17 protein-coding genes are annotated in these 21,507 nt (G+C 48.5%); 15 read left to right on the top strand and 2 right to left on the bottom strand.

From position 1 onward, the window contains the following. The first annotated feature begins 27 nt into the window (after positions 1-27). Positions 28-1,185, top strand: a complete 1,158-nt coding sequence (locus E8L90_RS15980) for a DUF445 domain-containing protein (protein WP_137030252.1) — start codon at positions 28-30, stop codon at positions 1,183-1,185. 214 nt (positions 1,186-1,399) lie between these two features. Then, positions 1,400-2,710, top strand: a complete 1,311-nt coding sequence (locus tag E8L90_RS15975) for a DRTGG domain-containing protein (RefSeq protein WP_137030251.1) — start codon at positions 1,400-1,402, stop codon at positions 2,708-2,710. 62 nt (positions 2,711-2,772) lie between these two features. Here E8L90_RS15975 and E8L90_RS15970 read toward each other — a convergent pair whose 3' ends face one another. Then, positions 2,773-4,053 carry an MFS transporter gene (locus E8L90_RS15970; protein WP_244297249.1) on the bottom strand — a complete coding sequence of 427 codons (1,281 nt, stop codon included), beginning with the start codon at positions 4,051-4,053 and terminating at the stop codon, positions 2,773-2,775. 124 nt (positions 4,054-4,177) lie between these two features. Between E8L90_RS15970 and E8L90_RS15965 the strand changes: the two genes are divergently transcribed. Beyond that, on the top strand, positions 4,178-5,035 hold the full coding sequence (locus E8L90_RS15965) for an AraC family transcriptional regulator (protein ID WP_137030250.1): 858 nt from the start codon (positions 4,178-4,180) through the stop codon (positions 5,033-5,035). A 202-nt stretch (positions 5,036-5,237) separates the two neighbouring features. Further along, positions 5,238-5,864: a DUF2087 domain-containing protein gene (locus E8L90_RS15960; protein WP_137030249.1), complete on the top strand. Its 627-nt coding sequence runs from the start codon at positions 5,238-5,240 to the stop codon at positions 5,862-5,864. A gap of 222 nt (positions 5,865-6,086) precedes the next feature. Here the strand turns inward: E8L90_RS15960 and E8L90_RS15955 are convergent, their stop codons facing one another. Continuing rightward, on the bottom strand, positions 6,087-6,398 hold the full coding sequence (locus tag E8L90_RS15955) for a YtpI family protein (protein WP_137033471.1): 312 nt from the start codon (positions 6,396-6,398) through the stop codon (positions 6,087-6,089). Positions 6,399-6,567: 169 nt separating this feature from the next. Here E8L90_RS15955 and E8L90_RS15950 point away from each other — a divergent pair, with 169 nt between their 5' ends. From E8L90_RS15950 to E8L90_RS15895, 11 genes are all read left to right on the top strand, one after another. Beyond that, positions 6,568-9,996, top strand: coding sequence for a DNA polymerase III subunit alpha (locus E8L90_RS15950; RefSeq protein WP_137030248.1), 3,429 nt, complete (start codon positions 6,568-6,570; stop codon positions 9,994-9,996). Positions 9,997-10,164: 168 nt separating this feature from the next. Next, complete coding sequence (ystJ, locus tag E8L90_RS15945) at positions 10,165-11,409, top strand: NADP-dependent malic enzyme (protein WP_137030247.1); 1,245 nt, start codon at positions 10,165-10,167, stop codon at positions 11,407-11,409. 105 nt (positions 11,410-11,514) lie between these two features. Continuing rightward, positions 11,515-12,186, top strand: a complete 672-nt coding sequence (locus E8L90_RS15940) for a FadR/GntR family transcriptional regulator (RefSeq protein ID WP_137030246.1) — start codon at positions 11,515-11,517, stop codon at positions 12,184-12,186. Between the two features lie 81 nt (positions 12,187-12,267). Next, complete coding sequence (locus E8L90_RS15935) at positions 12,268-12,450, top strand: glutamate decarboxylase (RefSeq protein WP_137030245.1); 183 nt, start codon at positions 12,268-12,270, stop codon at positions 12,448-12,450. Positions 12,451-12,470: 20 nt separating this feature from the next. Beyond that, positions 12,471-13,415 (top strand): acetyl-CoA carboxylase, carboxyltransferase subunit beta, encoded by a 945-nt coding sequence (gene accD / locus E8L90_RS15930; RefSeq protein ID WP_137030244.1) that lies wholly within the window; start codon positions 12,471-12,473, stop codon positions 13,413-13,415. Next, on the top strand, positions 13,382-14,338 hold the full coding sequence (accA, locus tag E8L90_RS15925) for an acetyl-CoA carboxylase carboxyl transferase subunit alpha (RefSeq protein ID WP_137030243.1): 957 nt from the start codon (positions 13,382-13,384) through the stop codon (positions 14,336-14,338). Before accD ends, accA begins: the two co-directional genes overlap by 34 nt. 221 nt (positions 14,339-14,559) lie before the next feature. Beyond that, positions 14,560-15,519: a 6-phosphofructokinase gene (gene pfkA, locus E8L90_RS15920; RefSeq protein ID WP_137030242.1), complete on the top strand. Its 960-nt coding sequence runs from the start codon at positions 14,560-14,562 to the stop codon at positions 15,517-15,519. A gap of 39 nt (positions 15,520-15,558) precedes the next feature. After that, positions 15,559-17,313 carry a pyruvate kinase gene (pyk, locus tag E8L90_RS15915; RefSeq protein ID WP_137030241.1) on the top strand — a complete coding sequence of 585 codons (1,755 nt, stop codon included), beginning with the start codon at positions 15,559-15,561 and terminating at the stop codon, positions 17,311-17,313. 441 nt (positions 17,314-17,754) lie between these two features. After that, positions 17,755-20,016, top strand: coding sequence for a ribonucleoside-triphosphate reductase, adenosylcobalamin-dependent (gene nrdJ, locus E8L90_RS15910; protein WP_137030240.1), 2,262 nt, complete (start codon positions 17,755-17,757; stop codon positions 20,014-20,016). A gap of 643 nt (positions 20,017-20,659) precedes the next feature. Then, complete coding sequence (locus tag E8L90_RS15900; protein ID WP_137030239.1) at positions 20,660-21,091, top strand: acyl-CoA thioesterase; 432 nt, start codon at positions 20,660-20,662, stop codon at positions 21,089-21,091. Between the two features lie 2 nt (positions 21,092-21,093). Further along, positions 21,094-21,489, top strand: a complete 396-nt coding sequence (locus tag E8L90_RS15895; protein WP_137030238.1) for an FxsA family protein — start codon at positions 21,094-21,096, stop codon at positions 21,487-21,489. Positions 21,490-21,507 lie beyond the last annotated feature (18 nt).

Genomic DNA, 21,507 nt, shown 5'->3' with positions numbered 1-21,507 from the left:
TGTAGAGAAGAGAGGTTGTTAGTATTTATGAACACTTGGATATTATTAGTGAACATTGCAGTAGGCTCTGTCATCGGTGGCGTGACGAATGAGTTAGCCATCCGAATGCTGTTTAAACCAGTAAAACCGTGGTATATAGGCAGATGGAAAGTGCCTTTTACTCCGGGATTAATCCCAAGAAGACGGGACGATATCGCAATACAAATGGGCAGACTTGTCGAAGAACATTTGCTGACGACAGAGGGGGTCAAGCGTGCGCTGAACCAAAGTGGTTTGGAGAGCACACTGACGGGATGGATGAACACCTTCGCTCGCGACTGGATGACAGATGAGCGTACACTACGTCAAGCATTGCTCACGGTGATGCCACAGTTATTTAAGGAAGACGGAACGTGGAGTGAGGGTGTTCGTGCGCCTATCGAGGCGAAATGGGGCGCCTTTGTCGAACAGGTTCTGACACAATATGAGGAGAAAAAACTGCGAGAGTTGGTTACGGACAACGGACGCGAGCGTCTGGATGCTGCACTTGGCAGTGTGAGCGAACTACTCTTGAAACGTTTCCGTGAATATTTGCATTCCCCGGAAGGCCAGCAAACCTTGCAAAACATGGTTCGCGGATTGCTCGGTGGAGGCGGAGGCATGTTTGGTGGCTTGGTCGGGATGTTTCTTGGGGATGACAAGATTTTGGGCAAGATTCTCCCGTATCTCGATGAGCTTTTGCAAAGCAGAGAGCTTTCGGAACGCGTCCACTACTTTTTGCATAAGGAAGCGGACAAGCTCTTGGACAAAAATGTGGGAGAAGTGGTTGCCTGGATTGGACGAGATCAAGTGGACGACTGGGCGCGGACGCTTTTTGCCAAGCTGGAGGAGCAAAGCTTGCGCATCGTGGATGAGCCTTTGTCTCGTTTGACAGCGCCTATTTCTGAGACGGTGACAACGGAACTCGTTCCCCGTTTGGCCAAATGGATGGTGGATACGCTGCAACAAAACATAGAGAGAATATTTTCGCGCCTAGCCATCCGGGATATTGTTACCCGGCAAGTAGAGGGTTTCCCGATTGAAAGAATTGAGGAGATGGTCGTCGGGATCTCAGGCAAGGAATTCCGCATGATTACCGTGCTCGGATTTATCCTTGGCGGGATTATTGGGCTTGTCCAAGGTATATTGGCAAATTTACTCAGTTAAACAAAACTGAAAAGAAACTGTAACTGTGTTGTAATAATCCTGTAATATTCCTTGGGTATGATAAAAGCACGATGAAAACCCCCTTAATGATATACTTTCTGGTCGGTAGCTTTCGAAAAAGCTACCCTTTTTTTTTGCCCCGCCTTCGGGTATATTGGTCGAAGGAGCGCACGTACATAGAACGGGTGGGAGAAAAGGAAGGGGGAATAGCAATATGGCAACGAAGCATGAACAAATCTTGCAACATATTGATCGCCTTCCGATCGGTTCGAAGATTTCCGTGCGGCAGATCGCGAAAGACCTGGATGTGAGTGAAGGGACTGCATACCGCGCGATCAAGGAAGCGGAAACGCAAGGATACGTCAGCACGATTGAGCGTGTCGGTACGGTGAGAATCGAGAAGAAGCAAAAGGAAAATATTGAACGTTTGACCTTTGCGGAGGTTGTGAACATCGTCGATGGTCATGTGCAAGCTGGACGTGAAGGCTTACACAAGACCTTGAATAAATTTGTAATAGGGGCCATGCAGCTCGAAGCCATGATGCGCTATATCGATGCCGGGAGTCTCTTGATTGTCGGTAACCGCTATCAGGCGCATAAAATCGCTTTGCAGCAAGGGGCTGCTGTATTAATTACCGGGGGATTCGATACAAGCGAGGAAATCAAGCAGCTGGCTGACCGCTTAGCGCTGCCAATCATCTCCTCCAGCTACGACTCCTTTACGGTAGCTTCGATGATTAACCGTGCCATTTACGATCGCCTGATCAAAAAAGAAATCGTAATGGTAGAGGATATTTTGAAGCCGCTTGCAGAAACGCCTGTCTTATTGACATCAGATTCTGTTGCCAAGTGGCACCAGTATACGGAGTTATATCAGGACACGAGATTCCCCGTTGTTGATGAGCAGATGCGACTGATCGGGATTGTTACCTCCAAAGACATCATCGGCCATGAAGAGACTGCAATGATCGACAAGGTCATGACGAAGAACCCGATCACGACCTCGCCGCGGGTATCCGTAGCTTCATCTGCGCACACCATGGTGTGGGAAGGAATCGAGCTATTGCCTGTCGTAGACAATCATCGCAAGCTCGTAGGGGTCTTGAGCCGCAACGACGTGTTAAAAGCGCTGCAATTTACCGCGAAGCAACCACAGATGAGTGAAACATTCCCGAATCTGATCATGTCGCATTTCCGTGAGGAGCGTCAGGCAGATGAGATGGTCTATCTGGGGGATGTGAGCCCTCAAATGACCAACCATCTCGGTACGATTGCCAGCGGAATCATGACGACGGTCATGGTCGAGGCTGCTTGTAACCTGCTGCGCCACCATCGTCGAGGTGACATGGTACCGGAAAATATCACCGTCTATTTCCTAAAGCCAGTCCAGATGGAAAGTCATATCGAAGTAAAGCCGCGACTTTTAGATATCAGCCGACGCTTCGGAAAAGTCGAAGTATCCGTATTCCACGGCGAACAGCTCGTGGGGCAGGCCATGATTACTGCGCAAATTATTGAGCGTTAAAAGAAAGGAACAGTCTTTTATGGACTGTTCCTTTCTTTTAGTCGGTAAGCAATTATAAACCGTCATTCATTTTCTGCGGTTGAGTTGGGGCAAGAGGCGCGCCTTCTTTTTTCCATGCGCAGAAAAGGGATGTGAATGAAGATTTTAGCCAGCATGCCTACGCCCAAAACAAATACTGCATAAACCAATTCAATTGAGTCGAATAGCGCTCCGTATAGTTGAAAACCGATCAGCCTGCCCACAGCAAACAGCATGACCATGACGGAAATAAACCGTCCCAGCATATGTGATTCGATGGTTTGCTGATAGAAGGTACGGAAAAATACACCGTAGATATTGAACATGGAAAACAGAAAATAGCTTACCAATGAATAAAATAGGACTACGGCAAACGGAGAGGTTTGCAAGAGCTCTAAAAAAGAATTACTGCCCAAGAGCAGTAGGGGAAAGACCGCTGCAACGATCCCGATCAGACCGATACCAATACTATGGGAGACGGAAAAGCGTTTCTTTAAAAGGATCACCCCAATAATCGAGCAGACGGAGCCCATAGTTTGTGCACTTTCGACCAGTCCGAAATCGATGTCCGATCCACCAAATACCTGTTTGATCATGTACGGGAAGCCAATCATGACAAAAGGAAAGAGAAAGATATGGGTAAAAAGACCGTTCAGTACAAGTGAACTAATTCGAAGATCTGTGGTGAAAATCTGTAAACCTTCCTGTAGTTCCTTTATAATCGAAGAAGAACTGGATGCTCTTGGAATCGAAGGAAGCTTCATGAAATACGTGGATGCTGCTGAGCTCAAGGAAAGTACCGCGTTTAGTAAAAAGACGGCTCCAATTCCGCTCATAGTATACAGTAGTGTGCCAATGAGTGGAGCAAGGACACGAACGCTCTCCACGACAGTACTATCCAGAGCGATAGCGTCAGTCAATTCTGTTTTCTTCACCACATGCTGCAAGAGTGTAGTATACGCGGGAACTGCCAGTAGATTGCATACAGAAAAAAATAGAACGGCCACATAAATCATCGTTTCTTTGATGGGCTGAAACAGCGAGAAAAAGAACAGCGACAGCAGAAAAATACCGTAAATGAGATCGATGCTGCAAAGCAGCTTTCGCTTGTCCAGTCGATCAGCCCATACACCTGCAAATGGACCGAGCAGGATTTGCGGGATTACCCCCAGCGCCAGTATGGAAGCAAATTTTCCTGCTGATCCTGTGAGTGCCAGGATGTACAGGGCAAAGGCAACGCTCATGCAGATCGTTCCAAACTCGCTGGTAGAATGGCGAAACAAAAACAATGAGAAATTCGGGTTGGCAAACAAATGAAATTTCATAGCTGATCCCTCCAAGTGCTCTAGGCAAAACACATAGGTTGATTGTAGAGGGATCAGGAAAAAAAGCCCGGCAAATTTTGCTGTTAGGATGAGCAATTATTGACATCGGAAGGTGGGGATGAGAATGATGAGCCAGATTACCAAGCCGTTATCCTTGAAGATTGTGAACAGCGCTATTACCATCTATCAGATAGAGGCAGGCGGTTCTGATGAGCTACATCAGCATGATAGTTGTTTTCAAATCAGCATGTTGCTTCAGGGCAATCCGCTGGTCCAATGTGAACAGCAATTTCGCAAGTTGGCAGGACGTCAGCGTCTGGTTGCATCCCCTGGGTGTCAGCACCGTCATTTTTCTGAAGCTGAGGCTATGCGGTTGATGCTCTTCTTTCTCAGCCCAAGCCTTCTGGAGAGCGTCTATGCTGACAAAATGGAAGCTGTTAGTGGACCGATTGAATTTGTCCCATGGTCGGAGGATGAAACGGATGATTTTCAAAGAATCGCGGAAACAGTCTGTACACAAATGATTACACAGCAGATGGAAAAGCTTGCGCTTGAACAGCTAGAATGGGAGTTGGCCAGCCTGCTGTTAACCGTGCAGGAAGGATCACACACGCAAAAATGGCGGGGCAAGCATCTAGCCGCTTATCCCGCCATCCCTGTATCGATTCATCCTGTCCTGAAAAGGGTGACTGATTTGATCCAGGATGATATAACCGTAGATTGTTCACTGGATACACTGGCGGGGGTTGCGGGTATCAGCAAATTTCATCTGATTCGTCTATTCCGTGAGCAGATTGGTCGCACCCCTGCGCAATATGTGACAGATCAGCGTGTAACCCGGGCGGCCTGGTTGCTCCGACACAGTAAGCTCGCCGTTACGGCCATCGCCTTTGAAGCGGGCTTTGGCAGTGTAAGCACATTTGAGAGGGCATTTAGAAAAAAATATAGCGTAAGTCCGCTCCATTACCGCAATAGCATGTAAGTGCGTACGAATATCGAGAAGTTGAGTTTGCGATGAGACTTATGAATGGGGCCAACCAGCACTGGGATGACTAATTTGGACGCGGTTTCCTTTTTTCATGGAGCTTTGTCACCCATGAATTGACAGGGTAAGGAATGTAACTTATCATCTAATTAGGATATCATCTAATTAGAATGAGTAAACGAAGAAAGGAGTGTCCCACTTGCAACTAGATCAACTCGTCACCTTTTACAAGGCACTCGGAGACCCCACGCGCGTGCGTATTCTCGCGATTTTGGCAAATGGTCCACTGCATGGACAGGCGTTGGCAGGCAAGCTCGGCGTGACACCTCCGACCATCACACATCATATGGCAAAGCTTCGAGATGCAGGGGTCGTTTACGAGCGTCGTGATAAAAACACCATCTATTTCTATTTGCATGATGCAAATGTAAAACGACAGTCGCAGGCAATCGTGAATGTCATGGAAAAAGCAAGGGATACGTCAGTAGAGGAGTTATTTGCAGAAGACACCTTACATGTTCAGAGGAGGCACCAGATGGCAGCCGAAAAAATGCAGGTTATTCGCAGCTTCATTACTCCAGATGGCAAGCTGAAACAAATCCCGTCCCAGCGTAAGAAAAAGCTGATCGTCTTTGAATACATGGTGCGCGGTTTAGAAAAAGGGCGCAAGTACAAAGAACCGGAGATCAACGAGTATATCCGTCAGTTCCATGAGGATTACGCTACGATTCGCCGGGAATTCATTATGAATCATTATATGTATCGAGAAGAGGGGATCTACGAGCTGAACCCAGAGGAAATGTGGGCAAAAGCCGAGGAACTGTAATAATGGGGATTTTTTCCTGCCGACTTGAACAGAAAAAAGGACAACCTTCGGCACTGCCGCTCAGGTTGTCGAAGCAATAGAATGTCACACAAATTTATTATAGCGAGAGATCTATCAGGTTTGTATGATAAACAGTTGGGAATAGAGGAAAAGTATTTCCAGTGATGTTTCTCCCCAAATGAAAAAGGCATGCGGAACGTAAAGCTGTTCCCATGCCTTTTTTTATATCCCTTTTTTCAATTCCGCCTGCCAAGCTGTACGATAACGGAAATAATTGCGAGTTCCTAAAAATAAATTCATAGCCCCTACAATCAGCATGATCAACGCAACGACAATGCGGAGCGTATCGAGAGAATCAAAAGTAAACTGATGGATGCCGAACAAAGAGACGAGTATCCCCAATGACACATTCATTTTCCCTAGCAACATACGCGATTCAAGTGGATGGATGCCTCGTCTGCGCGCATGGATACTATAGTAGACACTGGCTACTAGGGAGGCGAGAACACCGGTCATGTAAAAGGCAGACCACATAGATGGATTCATCCTTTCTAGCCATTCTGGTATTACCCATCCTACCAAAATCAGGGGATAATGGTCAAATACAAGCGGGAACATTTGTTCTTATCATCCGTATGCGCTATACTTCCGGTATAATATAAGGGAGCAAGATTCAATCGTGAAAAGTGAGAGGGGTAATACCATGACCTCCTTTGTCCATTTGCATGTTCATACGGAGTACAGTCTGCTGGATGGAGCAGCACGTATCGATGCGCTAGTGAAGCGAGCCCACGAATTAGGCATGCATGCACTGGCGATGACAGACCATGCCAATCTGTACGGGGCGATCCCGTTTTATAAAGCTTGTCTGGAAGCAGGTATCCAACCGATTATCGGGATGGAACTATACGTAATAGAAGGAAATCTGCAAGATCGCGTGCGAAATGCACCGCCGCCTAGTCATCTGATCGTTCTCGCTGAAAACGAAACGGGCTACCGGAATCTCCTAAAGCTGGCGACAATTGCGAATACAGACGGCAACTACATTCTTCCGCGACTCAACAAAGAGGTGTTGGCAAAGCATACAGACGGCCTCCTGGCACTGAGCGGCTGCCAGCAAGGGGAAGTAGCCAAGCTGTTACTGGCTGGAGAAGCGGACGCTGCGAAAGAGGCAGCCCTCGCGTATCAGCGAATGTTTGGTGAGCAGCATTTTTACTTGGAGCTGGCTGATCACGGACTGGAAGTGGAGCGCAGGCTGAATACTCGTCTCGTGAAACTAAGCCAGGAGACGGGGATTCCGCTGATTGCGACGAACAACGTTCACTACATCCACAGGGAGGATCACCAGCAGCATGATATCTTGCTGGCGATCAAAGAAGGCAAGACGATTGGCGAAGAAAACCGTTTTCGCTACGAGACGGATCAATACTATTTGAAAAGTGCCGAAGAAATGGCGGGGCTCTTTGCCTTTGCTCCCCAGGCGTTAGCGAATACGGTAGCTGTTGCAGACAGGTGCAAGCTGGACCTTACCTTTGGCACGCATATTTTGCCGGAATTTCCCTTGGCAGAGGGACAAGATTCGACGCAGTATTTGCGTGAGCTGTGTGAAAAGGGCTGCCTGGAGCGATACGGCGAGATTACGCCAGAGGCACAAGCGCGTCTGGATCACGAGCTGGCAATCATTACTGGAACGGGCTTCACCGATTACTTCCTGATTGTTTGGGATTTCATGCGGTACGCTCACGAAAACGGGATACCGACTGGACCTGGACGCGGATCTGCGGCAGGTAGCCTCGTCGCGTATGTTTTGAAAATCACGAATGTCGATCCACTTCGCTTTCAGTTGCTCTTTGAACGCTTTCTCAACCCGGAGCGGGTGACGATGCCCGATATTGATATTGATTTTTCCGTAGAGCGCCGTGACGAAGTCATTCATTATGTAGCGAGTAAGTACGGGCATGAGCGTGTCGCCCAGATCATTACCTTTGGAACGATGGCAGCTCGTGCAGCAGTGCGTGACGTTGGACGGGCGTTAGGCTTGTCTTTGGGTATCGTGGATCGCGTGGCCAAAATGATTCCGCAATCGCCAGGCATGACGATTGAACGAGCTATGCAGATCAACCCGGATATCGGCAAGTTGTGCACGGAAAACAAACAGGCAGCGCAACTGATCGAAACAGCAAGGGGCGTAGAAGGCTTGCCGCGCCACGCCTCTACGCATGCGGCTGGTGTCGTCATTTCGCGTGAACCGCTGACGAATTACGTTCCATTACAGACGGGTAATGAAGGCTTAGCGCTTACTCAATATCCGATGGAAATTCTCGAAGAAGTCGGTCTGTTGAAGATGGACTTCCTCGGCTTGCGCAATTTGACCATTATTCAGGAGACGTTGCGTCATTTGCAGGAGCAGGGAATAACGCTTGAACTGGATAAGCTCCCGACAGAAGATGAGAAAACGTTTCGCATGCTCTCCCGTGGGGAGACAACCGGTATTTTCCAACTGGAATCTTCGGGGATGCGCAATGTACTACGAGATTTAAAGCCGAGCAGCCTTGATGACATCATTGCGGTTCTGGCATTGTATCGCCCGGGGCCGATGGAGATCATTCCGCAGTACATCGCCGCCAAATACGGGACTAGCAAAGTACAGTACGCCCATCCTGTTCTCGAGCCGATTTTGCGGGAGACGCACGGTTTTATGATTTATCAGGAGCAAATCATGCAGATTTCCTCAACACTGGCAGGCTTCAGCCTTGGTGAGGCAGATATTTTGCGCCGAGCGGTCGGGAAAAAGAAGCGGGAGCTATTGGCGGAGCAGCGGGAGAAGTTCGTGGCTGGTTGTGTCCGGCAAGGGTACGGAGAAGAGCTGGGTAATCAAGTCTACGATTTGATCGTACGCTTTGCCGATTACGGCTTCAACAAAGCCCACTCGGTTGCTTATGCGGTCATTGCCTATCAGATGGCTTATTTGAAAGCAACTTATCCGCTTGCGTTCATGGCAGCGCTGCTCTCCTTGTCCATTGGCAGTCAAACGAGAATTGCCGAGTACACGGAAGAAGCGCGGCGGCTGCAGCTTACCGTGCTCGGGCCTGACGTGAATAAGAGCCTGGCCTACTTTACAGTGGAGCAGGATGCGATTCGCTTCGGTCTTGCCGCAGTGAAAAATGTGGGCTACGGTGCCATTGAATCGATCGTGAAAGAGCGCAAAGGCAGACCGTATCGTGACGTCTTTGATTTTTGTGCCCGCGTGGATGCGCGGTTAGTCAATCGCAGAGTAGTAGAGTCGCTCACTTTATGCGGCGCGCTGGACTCGTTACCAGGACATCGCAGTCAGCTTTTGCTATTGCTGGATGAAGCGGTAGGGAAGGCAAACAGCAAGAGAATCGAGCGAGACGCCAACCAGCTCAATCTATTTGCGGGAGAAGAAGATGCGGCACCTTTGCGCGAACCGGCAGAATATCCCGAGATCCCGCCCCTCTCACATACACAGCAATTAAAAGAGGAGCGGGATTTGATCGGGGTATACATCTCCGGTCATCCACTTGACCAATTTGCCCATGTCGCGAGTCGCCCGGAAGTAGCGGTTATCTCTTCATTGGGGGATGTGCCGCACGACAAAACGGTAAAAGTATTCGGAATGATAACCGAAGCCAAACACATCCAAACGAAAAAAGGGGACCCGATGGCATTTATTACACTAGAGGACAAAACAGCACCAGTAGAGCTGGTCGTCTTCCCCCAGGTGTATGCGAAGTATGCGCCACTGCTCGAGCGCGAACAAATCGTCGTGGCAGAAGCCCGAGTCGATCATCAGGACGACATGGTCAAGCTCATGGCTTCTCGTTTCTGGGATGCGCAAGCGCTGCCACAGCCGAAGTCCGAGACCGTATTATTTGTCAAAATATCGGCAGAGCAAGAGCACGATTCGACGCTGCAAAAACTTTCACGCTTGTTTGTCGAAAAAAAGGGAAAGATTCCCGTTATCCTCTTCTACGAAGGAAAAAGACAGACAATTCGCCTGCCAGAAGCAAATTGGGTAGATGTAGATGAGTCATTTTTGGAGCAAGCGCGAGAAATTGTGGGGCCTGACAGCGTAATTCGGAAAGAAATGCCTATAAATTGGGGAGGATGAGGAATGTCCTCCCTTTTTCGCCGTTTTCGGCAGGTTTACAGGAGAACAGATTTTTATTATATTGAGATCATAACTTAATGAGTGGTCAGACCACTTTGGATAACCCAGACGTTTTTGCTGCTTACAAGCAATCATAGAAACTATTATCGTGAAATGGAGTGGGATCGCATGTCCAACCTGAGAGAGGAAGCACTGGAGCTTCACAGAAAACATCAAGGAAAATTGGAGGCAGTGACCAAGGTACCCGTTCGCAATGCTTACGACCTGAGTCTTGCCTATTCTCCAGGGGTTGCTGAACCTTGCAAAGATATTTTTGATGACAAGTCCAAAGTGTACGATTACACGATGAAAGGCAATCTGGTTGCAGTAGTCAGCGACGGGACGGCTGTATTGGGTCTTGGAAATATCGGGCCAGAAGCAGCAATGCCGGTAATGGAAGGGAAAGCGGTTCTGTTCAAATCCTTCGCAGGCGTAGATGCATTCCCGATCTGCTTGAATACGACAGATGTAGATAAAATCGTAGAGACAGTAAAACTGCTCGAGCCAACTTTTGGTGGCGTGAACTTGGAAGATATCGCAGCTCCTGCATGCTTCGAAATCGAAGAGCGTCTGAAGCGCGAAACAAACATCCCGATTTTTCACGATGACCAACACGGTACAGCAATCGTTACAGCAGCAGGTCTGATCAATGCTCTGCGCGTGGTTGACAAAAAGCTGGAAGATATCCGCGTAGTAGCGAACGGTGCAGGTGCAGCTGGTATCGCGATCATGAAGCTTTTGATTTCCATGGGTGTGAAAGAAGTAATCATGGTTGATACAAAAGGAATCGTATACGAAGGCCGTCCATTCGGTATGAATCCAGTGAAGGAACAAATGGCAAAAATTACAAACCGCAGCATGCTGCAAGGTGAACTGGCTGATGCAATGAAGGGCGCTGACGTATTCGTCGGTGTATCCGTAGCTGGCGCTGTTACACAGGACATGGTTCGTTCGATGAACCGCGATCCGATCATTTTCGCTATGGCAAACCCAGTACCAGAAATCATGCCGCAAGAAGCAAAAGAAGCAGGTGCGGCAGTAATCGGTACAGGCCGTTCCGACTTCCCGAACCAAGTAAACAACGTACTGGCATTCCCGGGAATCTTCCGTGGCGCTTTGGATGTACGTGCAACGGAGATCAACGAAGAAATGAAGATGGCTGCTGTATATGCAATCGCAGACCTGATCACGCCAGAAGAGCTAAATGCGGATAAAGTGATCCCTTCTGCCTTCGATCCACGTGTAGCGCCAAACGTAGCTGCGGCAGTAGCAAAAGCAGCGATGGAAACGGGTGTTGCTCGCATTACAGTTGATCCGGAAGAAGTAAAACAAAAGACAACGAAATTGACAGCTATCTCTTACCAAGAAGCGTAAAATACTCTTTATCGAGGCACCGACGACACCCTCCGCGAAAAAACGTTAGATTTTTACAAACGTGGAGGGTGCTCCTCGTTGAAGGTATGAGTAAGGAGGATAATCGTGCTCGACTCTTCCCAAGATCGAAAGGTTTACGAAGGAATTCTCCTGCAACTTCACGAAATCATTCAGGAGCAAAACTTGCGGCCAGGGGACAAGCTGCCGTCTGAGCGAGAGCTGTCCGAGCAACTGGGAGCAGGACGTTCCTCAGTACGCGAGGCTCTTCGGGCTCTGGAACTGCTCGGACTCATTGAGACGCGCCGAGGGGAAGGTACCTTCCTCAAGCATTACCGGCACAATCGGCTGATCGATATTCTTGGCTTTTTTATCTTACGGGATACGAAAACCAAGAAGGACTTGATCGAAATGCGACGAATGCTAGAGCTGGATGCTGTCCGCCTAGCCTGTAGACGGGCGACTGACAAGCATTTTGATGAAATGGAACGCATCCTGGCCATTGCAGAGGAAAGAGTAGCAAGAGGCGAGGTACCTGCGGAGGAAGACTATCAGTTTCATCGTGTCATATGTCGCTCCAGCCGTAACTCGATTCTGCATCGCATCTGGACGCCTTTGGTTGAGTACAGCAACAGTATCCGTATTGAATCACTGTCGCGCCAAGGTAGAGCGAGTGCAGCAGTCGTAGAGCACCGACAGATTATGGAAGCCATTCGCGAAGGCGATGTGAACGTGGCATTAGAGAGAATGAAGCAGCATTTGGAGAACAGCAAGCTATAGTTTTCCCCCAATTTGCGAGGGGCGCTGGCGCTGTGATATGATGATGCAGACCTGTAATGGACGATTGAGGGGGAAGCCAGCATGTGGACGGTCATCTACATCGCTCCTAGCGCTAGAATTGCAGAACGGATACAGGAACGTTTGACAGATGAAGGGTTTTTGGTAAAGGTTCGCGAAGGTAAGGTCTCCAAGCAATACGAGATTCTCGTGCCGGAGAGCGAACTAAATGAAGTCCGGGATGTACTCGGCACGATCCTTCACTGATGAGAAAGGTGGGTGTACCTGTGCTTAAAGATCTTTTTGGGAAAAAGCGCAAATTCGCTACAGTTCCTTCAGAGACACTAGCACGTGTCCCTGCTTCCACCGATACTAGCAAGGAAGCGGGTACGAGAGAAAAGGAAGTCCCTGAGGGATTAATGAATAAATGCCCACATTGTGGGACGATTCACTACTCGAAGGATTTGGAGAAGAACTTGCGCGTCTGCAAAGGCTGTCAGTTCCACTACTCCATGTCCGCTCCAGAGCGTCTGCAAGCGCTTTTGGATGATGGGGTTCTGACAGAAGAGTTTGATGCCAATTTGATTACAGCCAATCCACTCGGTTTTCCTGGCTATTTGGAAAAACTGGAGAAAGATATGGCCAACACCAATATGAACGAGGCGATCATTACAGGAGAAGGTCTTCTGAGTGGAAACCGCATCGTGATTGGGGTCATGGATTCCCGTTTCCGTATGGCGAGTATGGGTTCGGTCGTCGGGGAAAAAATCACGCGCGCAATTGAGCAAGCGATCGAACGGCGTTTGCCTTTCATTCTGTTCAGTGCATCTGGTGGAGCACGTATGCAAGAAGGCGTATTGAGCCTGATGCAAATGGCGAAAACCAGCGCAGCGTTGTCTCGATTGGATCGCGAACGCTTGCTGTTTGTCTCAGTCATGACGAATCCTACATATGGTGGCGTATCAGCCAGCTTTTCTTCGTTGGGAGATTACAATATCGCAGAACCAGGAGCTATGATCGGTTTTGCTGGGCGTCGAGTCATTGAGCAAACGATCCGTCAGGAGTTGCCAAAAGACTTCCAAACAGCGGAATTCTTGTTAAAAAACGGGCAACTCGATATGGTGGTACACCGTAAGGATATGCGAAATACGCTGTCCAAACTGGTAGAGATGCACACGTCTCGGGAAGGAGTAGAAACATGGCAGGCGAGCTCTCCTTTGAAAAGCCATTAGTAGAATTACAAGATAAGATTAAGGAATTGCGCCGTTTTACTGAGGAAAAGGGAATTGACTTCTCTGACGAAATACAGCGTCTCGAACAAAAATCAAAAGAGCTTGCTGTGCAAATTTACGGCAATTTGACTCCATGGCAACGCGTACAGCTGGCTCGTCATCCGGAACGGCCAACGACTTTGGACTATATACAACTACTTTTTACCGATTTTATCGAGGTTCATGGAGACCGTTTGTTCGGAGATGACCATTCGATTGTGGGTGGAATTGCCAATCTGGATGGACGTCCGGTTACGGTCATCGGTCACCAAAAAGGGAAAGACACTAAAGACAACATCAAGCGTAATTTCGGGATGGCTCATCCGGAAGGCTACCGGAAGGCATTGCGCATTATGCAGCAGGCGGATAAATTCGGTCGCCCGATCATCTGCTTTATCAATACATCAGGTGCATATCCTGGAAAAGCGGCAGAAGAGCGCGGCCAGAGTGAAGCGATTGCCCGCAATCTGCGTGAAATGGCGACATTTGGCGTGCCGATTATTTGTATCGTTATCGGGGAAGGCGGAAGCGGCGGAGCCTTGGCGATCAGCGTAGGTAATCGAATCTATATGTTGGAGAATTCCTATTACTCCGTGATTGCACCGGAGAGCGCCGCCGCGATCCTCTGGAGAGATTCCAGCTTGGGGATGCGTGCAGCGGAGACGATGAAAATTACGGCGCCTGATTTGTTGGAACTAGGAGTCATTGATGGAATTATTGATGAACCATTCGGCGGAGCCCATCGTGATTTGATCGCGCAGGCAGGGATGGTCAAGGCGGTCATTACGGAACAACTAGAACAGTTGGGCCGTTTAACTCCAGATGAATTGATACAGGACCGTTACGAGAAGTTTAAACAGATCGGAGAATTCGCCTCCCTGTAAGAAACAGGGGGCGTTTTTTTCTTTTTTCTCCGAGGAAAATCTGCTACAATCGAAGTCGGACGAAAGAGTTATCAGAGCTTTCAAAAAGTATGGCACATATCTTTTCATTGTATAACAGATATGAGGAATTGAGTGATACAGCATGTTTCATACAAAGTATGGTACATACTGTTTCCGTTAAATGACATGCTAAAGACGACACGATTGGAGAGGTGGATTCCATGCAAAAGTTTGCAGTTCTCACTAGCGGTGGAGATTCTCCTGGAATGAATGCCGCAGTCCGGGCGGCTGTACGTCGTGCTCATTTTCACGAAGTACAAATGTTTGGGGTTTACCACGGATACGAAGGACTGATGAGGGGAGATATCAAGGAGATGTCTCTGGGCTCTGTTGGGGATATTATTCAACGGGGAGGAACCATTCTCTACTCCGCTCGTAGTGAAGCGTTCAAGACGGAAGCTGGACAGCAAAGAGCGGTGGAGCAATTACGTACTCATGGAATTGAGGGTCTGATTGTCATTGGGGGAGACGGGTCGTTTCGCGGGGCACAGAAGCTGACTGAAAAAGGCTTCCCGACCATTGGCGTACCGGGTACGATTGATAATGATATTCCATGCACCGATTTCACGATCGGGTTTGATACGGCATTGAATACCGTTGTGGATGCGATCGATAAAATCCGCGATACAGCCACCTCGCATGAACGCACGTATATTATTGAAGTAATGGGGCGAGATGCTGGTGATCTGGCATTGTGGGCAGGTCTTGCAGCTGGTGCCGAGTCCATTATTATCCCGGAAGCGTCGCAGGAGATGGACGACATTATTGATCGTCTGCATGCTGGACAACGCCGTGGCAAAAAGCATTCCATCATCATTGTGGCGGAAGGGGTAGGAACTGCCGCTTCGTACGCTGAAGCGATCACGAAAGAGACAGGCTGGGAGACTCGCGTGACGGTACTGGGTCATATTCAACGCGGAGGTTCTCCTACTGCGATGGACCGAATGCTGGCGAGCCGAATGGGTGCTGCAGCTGTCGATTTGTTGCTGGAAGGCAAGCAGGATCGAATGGTTGGGATTCAGAACAACCAGATCGTTGATGTTGATTTTCAAGAAGCATTGGCGAAAAAGCATCAATTGGATTTATCCATTTATCAATTGGCGCGCACGCTATCTATATAAAACTGACAGTTTTACGAGTGTCGAGGAGGCTTACATCCTATGTTAAGGAAAGCAAAAATTGTTTGTACCATTGGACCAGCAAGTGAATCAGTTGAAACACTGAAAAAATTGATCGAAGCAGGAATGAACGTAGCGCGTTTGAATTTCTCGCACGGTTCCCATGAGGAGCATGCGGCGCGAATTGTAAACATTCGTCAGGCATCAAAAGAAACCGGGAAACCTGTTGCAATCCTGCTGGATACAAAAGGTCCTGAAATTCGCACGGGTACGCTTGCAGTAGATGCAGTCGAGCTCGAAGAAGGAAAAACGCTGATTCTCACCACTGAGGAAGTAGCGGGTACCGCAGAGCGCGTCTCCATTACGTATCCGGAATTGCCTCGTGATGTAAAAATCGACGATACAATTTTGATCGACGACGGCTTGATCGGGTTGACTGTACAAGAAGTGCGTGACACCGAAATCATCTGCTTGATCAAAAACGGTGGAACACTGAAGAGCAAAAAAGGCGTCAATGTTCCTGGGGTTAAAATCAACTTGCCAGGTATCACAGAAAAGGATGCACAGGATATCGAATTCGGTATTGAACAAGGTGTCGATTTCATTGCGGCTTCCTTTGTCCGAAAAGCATCGGATATCTTGGAAATTCGCCAAATTCTGGAGCGCCATAACGTTCGTATCGATATTATCGCGAAAATCGAAAACCAGGAAGGCGTCGATAACGTAGACGAAATTCTGGTAGTAACAGATGGAATCATGGTTGCGCGTGGTGATTTGGGCGTAGAGATTCCGGCAGAAGAAGTACCTCTTGTTCAGAAGAAGCTGATCAAAAAATGTAACGAACTCGCGAAGCCAGTCATTACGGCGACACAAATGCTCGATTCCATGCAGCGCAACCCACGTCCAACACGTGCGGAAGCGAGTGACGTTGCGAACGCTATTTTCGATGGTACAGACGCAATCATGCTCTCAGGAGAGACGGCTGCCGGTAAATACCCGGTTGAGTCTGTCGAGACCATGGTGCGCATCGCTGTACGTGCAGAGCAAGAGCTGAATTATCGCGAGATCTTGTACGCACAAGCACAGCTCAAACAAGTGACGATTACGGATGCCATCAGCCAAGCTGTATCCAATGCAGCATTGGATCTGGACGCAGCAGCTATTATTACGGCGACCGAAAGCGGACACACAGCTCGCATGGTATCAAAGTTCCGTCCAAAAGCACCAATCGTGGCTGTAACGCCGCATGAAGCAATTATTCGCCGTCTTGCCCTCGTAAATGGCGTCTATCCGGTGAAGGGCGAAATGGCGAATACAACCGATGAAATGCTGGAGATGTCTGTCCAGGAAGCCCTTGATACAGGTTTTGTTCGTCATGGTGATCTCGTTGTGATCACAGCTGGCGTGCCTGTACGTGAAGTTGGAACAACGAACCTGATGAAAATCCACGTCATTGGCGATGTGGTAGCAAAAGGACAAGGAATCGGCCGAAAAGTTGTCACAAACAAGGTAATTATTGCTAGATCTGCTGAAGAGGCACTGGCAAAGGTAGAAGAAGGAGCCATCCTAGTAACCATCGGTACCGACTCCGATATGATTGAAGCGTTTGGCAAGGCTGGAGCGGTGATTTGCGAAGAGGGCGGACTTACCTCTCACGCAGCGATCGTAGGCCTGAATCTCGGCGTTCCAGTCATCGTAGGAGTGCAATTTGCTACGGATGTATTGAAGGACGGACAAATCGTAACCGTGGATTCTGAGCGTGGGCATATTTACTCAGGACATACCCGGATTCTGTAGGTAAAACTATTCATATGTAATGGAGAATGCTTCTGAAGGGTGACCAAGTGTCACCCTTTTTTGGCTTGGTGTAAAAAGGATTAGCCGCCGAACGACCTGATAGGTTTTACCAGATAACGGCGATTATTAGGTGGTGCAAAGCGAGTCGTAATCTGTTAAAATCGGTCGGTGGCTTTGTGTCAGGACGGATGAAATCCATACGTTCGGCATTTCCAAATCATGACAGAATGGGTGTTGTAGCGCTCGTTATCAGGAAAATGCTGAACATAAAACGGTCCTCCTGTACATCCAATGTTCGGGATTTTGTGTCAAGTGTTTTTTCAGTACAAACACAACATGTAGTATTGTCGAAAATTATTTCGCACAATATATAGGTAAAACTATTGAGTTTTGCAGATAAAGATAGTTAACTAGAGAGGAAAGATTCGAAGGAGGAACGATATGCTGGCGACCGAAACCGTATCCCGAACTCAATTTTTGCGGGATGAATTCTTAAATCAATATCCTGATTTTCCGATCCATATGAGTCCTCTGGGACAATTTGTTTACTACCGTACTTATTCACGCTTTGTACCGGAAAAAGGAAGACGGGAAACGTGGAAAGAAACTTGCCGCCGCTCGGTGGATTACAATATTAAGTTGGCTTATCAGCATTTGAACCAAATTGGAATGTACGCTGATTCTCGCGCAATGGAAAAAGAGGCAGAAGGTTTGTTTGACAACATGTTCAACCTTCGCCAGTTTTTATCTGGCCGTACCTTGTGGGTTGGCGGTGCAGATAATGGCGTAGCGGATTTGTATCCGTTGGCGAACTTCAACTGTTCCTTCCTGAACATCAAGTCCTGGGAGGACTTGGGCGATTTGTTCTACCTTCTCTTGGTAGGAACGGGCGTAGGTTTCAAATGCACGAAGGAAATGGCTGCTGGACTAGGCCCGATTCGCACGAATGTTTCCCTGCTTTCTTCTGAATACAGACCGCTGCCAAAGCATCAACGCCTGGAACGTTCTGAGCTGAATGTACTGGACAACGGCTTTGCCAAAATTTATGTGGGCGACAGTAAAGAAGGCTGGGTAGAATCCCTCCGTCTCTACCTGCAAATTTTGACAGATTCCACTTACGAGCACATTCATACCGTGAAAATCTCTTATAACAGCGTGCGTCCGAAAGGCGAGCGACTGAAGCGTTTTGGCGGTACGGCTAGTGGTCATGAGCCGCTTCGCGAAATGTTCGAAGGAATCGATAAAGTGTTGAAAAACCAAATCGACCAGCATTTGGCACCAGTAGAGAGTGATGAAAAAGGATACGGCAAAATCCGTCCGATACATATTCTCGATATCGGAAACCTCATTGGAGCAAACGTCGTAGTAGGTGGCGTGCGCCGTACAGCAGAAATTTTCCTGTTCGATCACGATGACTACGAGTGCATGCTGGCGAAATACGGCATCAACGGCTTCTGGACTGAGGATCAGCTGAACCATCACCGTCGTGTAGGTGAGCTGTTGGGTGAGCACAAGCCTGTATGGTTTGACAGTATCCAAAATGTAGGAGACGGACGCTCTGGCCTGGATCACCGCCGCATGTCCAACAACTCTATCGCCTTTACTAAACAACCGACTAAGTCATTCTTGAACCTCGTGTTCACCTTGATGCAATTGGAAGGCGAACCAGGCTTCATCAACCTTGAAGAAGCAAACCGTCGTCGTCCAAATGCAGAGGGCTTGAACCCTTGTGCAGAAATCCTGCTCGATTCTTATGGCGTCTGCAACCTGACGACAGTCAATCTGGTTGAATTCGTGAAGGATCGCGAGGATGGCTCCAAGTATCTGGATCTCGATGGCTTGCTGGAAGCACAACGCAAATCTGCTCGTGCCGGTCTGCGCATGACGCTGGTAACGTTGGAATTGCCGCATTGGGATACCGTTCAGCAACGTGACCGTTTGCTCGGAACTTCCCTTACTGGTGTGAAGGATGCGCTGGCATCCCTTGGCTATACAGAAGAGCAAGAGCTCGAACTGCTGCGCCAGCTGGGCGATGCTGCTCGTGACGAGGCGAACCGTTATGCGTATGAGCTGCGTGTGAACTCTCCACTCTTGGTAACAACCGTGAAGCCGGAAGGTACGCTGTCTCAGGTAGCTGGTGGGGTCTCCAGTGGTCTGCACTGGTCCCATTCGCCGTACTACATCCGTCGCATTCGCATCAATGCTGAGGATCCATTGGCAAAAGCGGTACAAGCTCTCGGCTGGACAGTCAACCCAGAGGTAGGATCACCAGGCGAAACGTATGAAGAGCGCATGGCAAATGCACGCACACTCGTGATCGATTTCCCTGTAGCATCAGGAGCAGAAGAAACGAAGAACGAAGTAAGTGCAAAGCGCCAATTCGATACGTACTTCCGTTTCCAGAAAGAATATACGGAGCACAACTCTTCGAATACCATTACGGTTCGTAAGGAAGAGTGGGTAGAAGTAGAAGATATCGTTTATGATAACTGGGATAATTTCGTAGGTGTATCCTTCTTGCAATTGGATGGCGGAAACTACCAATTGGCGCCATATGAAGAGTGCACCAAAGAACAGTACGAGGCATTGAAGCAGTCCATGAAGCCATTTGATCCTGCGATTTTACAGCAGTATGAAACCGGTGGCGAGGCTGATCTGTCCACGGCTGAATCCTGCGAAGGCGGAGCTTGCCCGATTCGCTAAGCGATCTGAATGATATAAGATGGGGGTAGACTGTAAAAATCAGTCTGCCCCTGTTTTTTTATGTGTCCGTAGTGGAGAGAAGAATATTTCCAGTCTAGGCTCCAGGCTCCGTCCTGCTGAGGGTTAAGACTGTCCACTCCGAAGGGATTTGCGGGGAAACGCAAAAGTGGTAGCCGCTTCGTCGCGCGGGCACGGTTGCGTTTCTTTTGCCCGCAAATCCCTTCTCCGCTTGGTAGGACTCCACAAGTCGCTACGTCTGGAAATATTCTTCTCTGTCGTAACTGAGGACATTTCTTCATTCTTTTAAATCTTTAAAAGCCCGTTAAAAAACGGAAAGCTCGTAGAGGAAACAGGAGAAAAAAGCGAAGATCTTTGGTACACCGACCGAGACGTAATGCAAAAAGCGAAACACGCTCTTAAGCGTCCACCTCTGAAATACATCCTGAGTGGACCACTTTGGACGCGGTTTCGCTTTTTGCATGGAGGCGGGCAGTGAATCCCTCAGCGGGTGGGACAAGAATCTGAGCGTTTTCTCCTGTTTCCTCCCCACCACTACAGCCACGCATGTACTGTTCTTATATCAATAAGCCTTGAGTAAGGGGACTATGGTACAATCATCCTATAGAGAAAGGAGCGATCCAAAATGACTCCCATTATTCATTCCCATCGATTGCGCGTCCGCTATGGCGAAACCGATCAAATGGGTGTGGTCTACCATACGAATTATTTGAACTGGTTTGAAGTAGGAAGAACAGAATTGATTCGCCATGCGGGGATCACCTATCGTGAACTGGAGGAAAAAGGCGTGCTTCTGCCTGTCACCGATGCGAACATCTCTTACAAACAGCCCGCCCGCTATGACGATGAGGTAGAAATACGGACACGTGTAAAAGAGCTCAGTCCTGTCCGTCTCACTTTTGCTTACCAGATTGTTAGATTGCCTGACCAACAGTTGTTGGTGTCAGGAGAGACGATGCATGTATTTACCACCACAGCTTTGAGGCCGATTCGCTTGTCGCGAGCGGTGCCTGACATCTATGATTGGTTGGACTCTCAGTATAAAGGAGGGGAATAGGCATGTTCCGCTTTTTTGCCATTCTGTTTGTCGTTGCGTTTGGTTTAGAGCTTTGGGGGCTTATTACGATTGGTTCGTGGATCGGCGGCTGGAATACGGTTGTGCTGGTCATTCTCACGGGGATCTTGGGAGCTTGGCTTGCGAAGCAGCAAGGGATGCAAGTATTCCGGATGGTCCAACACCAGTTGGCGCGTGGGCAAATGCCTACGGATTCGCTTATGGATGGTGTCTTGATTTTGATTGGTGGTATTTTGCTCTTGTTGCCAGGATTCGTCACGGATGTGATTGGCCTGGTCTTCCTCATCCCGTACACACGGATGGTTATTCGTCATTTGTTGAAGCGTTGGCTGTGGAACCTCATCTCGTCTGGTCGTGTTCAATTGTTTTTCCGCCGCTAATACAGGATATTCCCTATA

It is taken from the genome of Brevibacillus antibioticus (genome assembly GCF_005217615.1).
GTDB classification, from domain to species: domain Bacteria; phylum Bacillota; class Bacilli; order Brevibacillales; family Brevibacillaceae; genus Brevibacillus; species Brevibacillus antibioticus.
Note: the sequence above shows the minus strand (reverse complement) of the source record. Positions and strands in the feature narration are given on the sequence as shown.